The sequence below is a fragment of the Anaerotignum lactatifermentans genome (assembly GCF_014982935.1).
In the GTDB taxonomy this organism is placed as follows: Bacteria; Bacillota; Clostridia; order Lachnospirales; family Anaerotignaceae; genus Anaerotignum; species Anaerotignum lactatifermentans.
In genome coordinates this window covers 56458-63031 of sequence record NZ_JADCKK010000012.1, presented here as the reverse complement: position 1 = coordinate 63031, position 6574 = coordinate 56458, and the positions used below count along the sequence as shown (strand labels likewise).

The 6574-nt window shown below is 37.9% G+C and carries 7 protein-coding genes; 2 read left to right on the top strand and 5 right to left on the bottom strand.

Annotated features, from left to right (window positions below):
- The coding region (locus tag INF29_RS15300; RefSeq protein ID WP_408626509.1) for an IS3 family transposase at positions 1–80 on the top strand (80 nt) is incomplete at its 5' end.
- Positions 81–413: 333 nt separating this feature from the next.
- Here INF29_RS15300 and INF29_RS04905 read toward each other — a convergent pair.
- From INF29_RS04905 to INF29_RS04895, 3 genes are all read right to left on the bottom strand, one after another.
- Positions 414–1346: an AEC family transporter gene (locus INF29_RS04905; RefSeq protein WP_193484987.1), complete on the bottom strand. Its 933-nt coding sequence runs from the start codon at positions 1344–1346 to the stop codon at positions 414–416.
- 52 nt (positions 1347–1398) lie between these two features.
- Positions 1399–2889 (bottom strand): L-lactate permease, encoded by a 1491-nt coding sequence (locus tag INF29_RS04900; RefSeq protein WP_193484985.1) that lies wholly within the window; start codon positions 2887–2889, stop codon positions 1399–1401.
- A gap of 72 nt (positions 2890–2961) precedes the next feature.
- Positions 2962–3378: a VOC family protein gene (locus tag INF29_RS04895; RefSeq protein WP_022364586.1), complete on the bottom strand. Its 417-nt coding sequence runs from the start codon at positions 3376–3378 to the stop codon at positions 2962–2964.
- Between the two features lie 542 nt (positions 3379–3920).
- Here INF29_RS04895 and INF29_RS04890 point away from each other — a divergent pair.
- On the top strand, positions 3921–5411 hold the full coding sequence (locus INF29_RS04890; RefSeq protein ID WP_193484983.1) for a hypothetical protein: 1491 nt from the start codon (positions 3921–3923) through the stop codon (positions 5409–5411).
- A 333-nt stretch (positions 5412–5744) separates the two neighbouring features.
- On the opposite strand, the gene INF29_RS04885 is transcribed toward INF29_RS04890, so the two are convergent.
- Both INF29_RS04885 and INF29_RS04880 read right to left on the bottom strand, forming a co-directional pair.
- The gene (locus tag INF29_RS04885) at positions 5745–6338 is read right to left on the bottom strand and encodes an accessory gene regulator ArgB-like protein (protein WP_072849479.1); all 594 of its coding nucleotides are present in this window, start codon (positions 6336–6338) and stop codon (positions 5745–5747) included.
- Between the two features lie 26 nt (positions 6339–6364).
- Positions 6365–6523: a cyclic lactone autoinducer peptide gene (locus INF29_RS04880; RefSeq protein ID WP_072849483.1), complete on the bottom strand. Its 159-nt coding sequence runs from the start codon at positions 6521–6523 to the stop codon at positions 6365–6367.
- Between the last annotated feature and the right edge of the window lie 51 nt (positions 6524–6574).

Here is a 6574-nt window from a genome sequence, read left to right as displayed (position 1 = left end):
ATAATAACCATCGAATCAAAGCAAAGTTAAAGGGCTTGCCACCTGCAATTTACAGACAACAAGCCCTTCTGGCTTCTTAAACAATTTTAATTTGAAAATATTGTCTAACTTTTTGGGTTCAGTTCATGCAAAGGGATCCGGCTTTTTTATATTTACCTGTCCATACTTACTTATCTATCATATTGGAAAACCTCCTGTCTCATTGGATCATGGAACCAAAGAAACAGGAGGTTTATGGAAGAAGGAGATAATGACTGTTTTCCCAAGTAAAAAATCAGTCATCTTCTCAGTTAGAAAGGAGGTCACCGGTGTTATGACGCATTCAACATCGGTGACATTTATAAGTAGAAAACATGAGAGTTTTTTCTACCGTAATCATATCATGACAGGTTAACCCTGTAACAAGCAAAGCTTTATGATTTGCAAAGGAACTCTGCAACAAGCGGCAGTGTGATAAGGGATAGTAATGTGGACATAAACACATATTGCGATGCCATTTTTGCGCTCTTTCCATAGGATTCCACGAAGGAAGGCAAAAGCGCTCCTGCCGGTGTTCCCATAAGGATTACCAACACTGCCAACGGCATTCCATTTAAGAACAATCCTCCAAATATCTTTGCTATAATCGGAGTTATGATTAAACTAAGGAAACAAAATAGATATACCTGTTTATCCTTCATGACTTCTTTCAAATTTGCCTCCGCGAGCAAAAATCCAATATAAATCATAGAAAGACAAACGGTGGTATTTGCAGAAAAATGCAGCGCATCTCGGATGATTTTCGGCAGCAAAATGGATTTTGCAAAACAGATAAACCCAATGGCGCCGGAAATAAACACCAGATTTAAGAAAGAATCTTTCAACACCTTTGCTGAATCTTTCATTTTGTCTGTTCCTAAAGAAAGCAATATGGAACAGACAGTGAACAAATACAATGTACTAACAAACATCACTGCTACACAGAAGATAAGCTCCTTTTCCCCATAGAGCGCATTAATCAGCGGTTGTCCCATGAAAATGATGTTGCTGTATGCCCCACAGCAAGCAAATAACGTTGTGCTGGAGAAAGTCATTTTCATCCATTTACCAATAATGAAAAACAAAATTGTGATGATGAAACAGACTCCTAAAGTACCGGCACAGACTTTCAAAAATCCTACAAAGATTTCATGGGAATATGGTCTCTGTAATAAGATGATCATATTAGCCGGAACAGCTACTTTCACCAAAATCACCGATAATTCTTTGGCATCATTCGCTGCAAGATATTTCTTTTTGTTTAAAATAGCGCCCACCAGCATCAAAAGAATCATTGTAAAAAGCTGGTTCATTACCAAAATTGCCATGGGTATACCCCTTTCTGCTGTTCAGATACAGTGATACGCAATTTTCTTTAAATCATGCCGCTGGGAATAAAACATAGGCATAGAACAACGCCAGAAGACAGTAAAGTAACCATAAGATGCAGATCGGTTTAAATACCTTTCGCATGATAGTGCCTTCTTCTCCCTTAAATCCAACGGTCGCACATACGGCAACAACATTATTTGTACAGATCATATTTCCCAAAGCACCGCCGGCGCTCTGTGCCGCAAATACCAAAGGAATATTGAATCCGAGAATCGTGCATGCTTCATAATGCATGGGTGCAAACAAAATATTGGAGCCTGTTGTTGTGCCTGCTACAAAGGAGCCCAAGGAGCCGATGATGACTGCAATGGCAGGATATACTGGTCCAAGGAGATTTGCAATGACAGTTGCAATAACAGACAGCATACCACTTGTTTTCATCAGGTTAGACAGCGCAACCAAAGATGCCATGGCAATCAATGCACCAAATACGCTACAAAAAGATGTTTTCATATAACCAGGCATGGAAGTTACGTCTCGCAGAATAATGGATGATACAAGACAAACACAAGTGATGGTAATGCCAATCCATACTGCAAAACCAAGTTTGATAAACCACAAAGGTGCAAAGAATCTGACTGCCGGCAAAGCCACAAGCAAAATAGCGTAAGCAGACAATGCTTTCCAGGCAGGCATGGTACTTTTGCCCTTAGATTCATCAATCACATACTGATATTCCTCAGGAATGCTTTCATTCTTACAGAATAACTTGATGTAAGCGATGGCAACGATCAAAGAACCAAGACCTGCACAGATTGTGGGGAACTCTGCCCCAACAAAAGTAGCAACCAAAACCATAAAGAAGCCATAAGCAAAGCCTGTTGCCAGTGCAAACTTAACGATGCCTTTGTCCAATGCTTTTTTGCCCCATAAAATTACAAGTACCAGAATCGGTGCCAATAATGCACCAAAGAAATGGATGAAGGAGGTATATTTCGAAATATCCATCACATCAACAACATCCAGAAACGCTGCGAAACCACCAATGGTTGTCAGCCCCGCTGCGCCAAGAGATGCGGCAATTCCATTAAAAACAAGTGCGCCAACAATCGCAAATACAGGTGGGATGCCAAGAGCTACCAAAAATGGAGCTGCAATGGCTGCCGGTGTTCCGGCACCAGCTACCCCTTCCAGAAATCCGCCGAAACAAAACGCAATGATGATAAACTGTTTCCGATTATCCAGTGTCAGGTTCGCAATGATCTCTTTGATCTTGTCCATGGCACCCGTGTTGATCAGCATATTCAAAATCAGAAAGGCTGACCAGATCATAAATACCATTTTTGCCCCTTCGATAATACCTTTTGTTGTTTCTGAGAAAAGAACTGCATTTTCCAGCTTGAATTTCCCATAAAACATTGTGACAAAGATAGTGTAAATCAGTGCGATTGCGGAAACGATTGTGGCAGGCTTTTTCAATCCGACAATACCAATCATAACAATGAGAATCGGTGAAATTGCCATAAATAACTGAAGCATATTACGACCTCCTTTTTGAAGCCAAAGCAGCGCTCTGACCGAAGCATCAGCCCTCGCGCTGCTTAGAATCCGTTAGTCTCTCTGGATTTCGCCTACTGTCTGAACCAACTCAACCAAAATCCCGTGGGAGTATTTGGGTCTGAGGAAATTGACAATAATGTCGCTTGTCCCTTCTACTGCTTCTGTTTCCAGCATTTCGAAGCCTTTTTCGATCAATTCTTTGGAGCAGGACTCAATGTCATCCACTTCAAAAGCTACGTGAGCGATACCGCCCTTACCGTTATTGAATTTTGTCAGTACCCCTTCTTTGGGAATGATAAATTCAATGGGACTTTCTTTTTCACCGTACTTTGTGAAAATCAGGTCTGCAGAATATGCGTTTACAAATCCTGTGTAATCTACTTCCAGACCGAACATATCGATCAGATCCTGTGCATAACTCTTTTCAGGCAGTACAATACCTACATGGTGCATTCTCATTGGTTTCATAAATTTTCCCTCCAAAATCATAAAATCTGTTTGTTCATGTTTTACAAGCATTTTACAACAATTGCTCCGGCGAACATCACCAGAAGCATTGCTGTTTTGTATTTCCCATTATATCCATATGATTGTTTGAAATAAAACACAATATATTGACTGATTTTGATTCAAAAATTCAAATAAAACTTCAATATTATTAAATAAATCTTATTTTTTCCGATAAACTTGATTAATTCAGCGAAATTTGTACTAAAATCTTGAAAAACTTTTTGCCATACTGGAAAAGCTATGCTATAATTTCATCAAATCACTTTCGTAAAAACAGTAGAATTTGAACAGATTTGAAAGTGAGAATCAGATATTTGATTGGAAAAATTCAACCGCATCGAAAATGACAGCATGCAAACATCTTAAAATCTGCTGTAAAAAATGTAACTGTTGAAAAAAATATTGGGGGATATTTCATTTTCTCAGTGTAAGCGAATATATGGAAACAAGGTTTCTGTTTTTGCATGACATGCCATGAAGAACTTTTGGGGGAAAACAATATGACATATGGTGAATTCTTAAAAAAACTGATTATTTTTACCAATACAAAAATCATGGTCATTGCCAACGAAACGGGTTATGACATTTCTTATATCAGCAAATGGTGCAATAAGGGGATTCTTCCAACAACACGTACCATTTCTGTCATCAACAAAAAATTGTCCAAAGTATTTGCAAACGAAATTGTGATGCAGGATCGGGTGGAAGATTTTTTCATTTCTTTTTCTGATATGATTGAAAAAAAAGAAACAGATACGGAGAATCTCTTCGATTTCTTATCAGATTCTATTGAAACAGCTCTAAGTGTCTGCTATCGCCACTCCTCTACACAGGACAGCAAGTCTGCGCAAGTGCTGAAACCATCCATGGAAAGCAACCTCTTTTCTCACACACAGGTTTTGGAAAATATGATCCGCAATATTCGTCAGACACTATTGCAAACAGAAAAAGAACTCACGATTGTGTGGACCATTGATATCTGCAAATCCTTTCAATATTTAAATGCATTAGAAATGGTATCCAAAAGCCCGCAAAATCGCATTCGCTGTCTGGCTGCACTGGATTTAGAAGAATTTGAGAGAAATCCAGCTTACTATATGAAGCAGCTGTATCTTTTGTTAAGTAAAAATAAAACAGTGTTTTTTGAATTCTATAATGGAAAGAACTTAAAACAAACCAATGCCATTGTGGTTGAAGATGCCTTTGCTGACATACTATCTATAGATGAACATGGCAATCTGGATTTCTCTGTAAATATCACAAATCCAAATGATGTAAAAACGTTGTTTTCTTTTTTCTCTCAGAAGATGACTTCACAGGATCTTTTGCTCCGTTCCTGCACATCAAAAGAAATCAACCGTTCTTATCGGACGGAATTTTATTCCGGCAGCAAATTCCACTTTTTTAATACGTACGGATTTGAGTTTCTCCTGCCTCCGGAAACCATTGACCATATTGTGGAAACAGCAAAATCCAATACAAAGTTGGATATCACAGAATCTATGATTCGTACATTGCAGATCACATGGGAAGAAATTTTTGAAAATCAGGAAATCTGCTTTTTCTTTCTTCTTTCCTCATTATATGAATACATCACTTCTGGAGAAATCTATTATACGGATATCCACTATCAATTGCAGGTTGAAGAAAGAATTGCACATATCAAGAACATCATCGAGGTATCCAAAAAGAATCCGAATATTAAATTTGTCATTCTGGATGAAAATATATTTGCCAGTGACTTCATGCCGCACATTTCTGTTTATGCCAATGATAAAAAGATATTTTTGAAGAATTACAGTGCTTATGAAACTGGAATTGGTCCCCACTTGTATATCATTCATGATAAAGAACTAATACGGATCATCAATACTTCCACCTCGCACTCTTTACAAAATCCGACACTGTATCGGGAGTATAATTCAGAAACACTTGAATCTTTATTGGAAAAGTATAAAAGCTTGATATTCCGTATGATGCATATGGCATAACATAGTTTAATGGTTGCGCGTCTGTGTACACCATTTCTTTCATCTTGATTTTCAATAGAACTGCAAAAATCTATTTCATATAAAAAGATAGCTGAAGTCCCTTTTCATTCGAGGATTTCAGCTATCTTTTTTATTCCATCAAAATTTTCAATAACGAAAAAGGTTCTTCTATGTTTTTCCATAGAAGAACCTTTTCTAGCCGCTTTTTCGGACAAAGTCACAGCTGATTAGTGTTTGCTTTGCGCATATTAGGAACATGGTCCCTTTCACATTCTTTTTTCCGATACGAGATGAAATGGGCACATTTATTCCTACCATATGTTCTGTTCTTTCTCACACAGTTGATGTGCAGCCGTGTGCATGATTTTTCAACTTTCCCCATATTAGAACAATGGACAACTGGCAAACAACGCATACAACCACCGCCGGAACGACATAAATTCCCCAAAAATACAGACATCCCGAAATACAGCTGATAATAATCAGCAAACTGTGGACTCTCTTGCGGTATTTCTTTTGCTCGTCTAAGTCTAATGGTTTATTTTTGTCCTGAACAGGCGCTAATTTCCAAATGATACATGTTGCAATGATATATAACGCTATTGCTTCAACCCCCATATTCTTCTGCAAAAACGCAATCAGATACAAAAGGATCACCGTCGTAACTGTCGACATCACATAACATCTGAATTGTGTTTTTGCATGATATCCTCCTGCAAAAATTCTTAGCGGTATAAAACAAATCAGAAACAGCACACTTTCCAGAAACATGTCCAAGATGATTCCAGTCAACAGAGCCGTCACCAAATTTAACAGAAAAATCAGTCCCTGATAAAAACCAAACAAGTATATTTCCTTATCTTCTTCATCGACGTTACCTGTGGTTTTCATTCCTTTCCATACATTTTCCATTATTTTTTCTGTCATAGAAATCACCTCGTACCCTCAATGCCTTAGATATGTTTCAGTTTTTCGCTTCCTTTCGGCATTTTAGGCTGATAATATTCGAACATGCATGTCGTATTTACAGAAACTGTGGTAATGATCAGTGCCAAAGATGCCACTACTTTCCACATATCTGTTTTGAAATTAAACCAATTCCATTTTTTCATAAAATCACCCTCCGTTATTCTATAAAAGATATATTGCGTACTCTATTATAA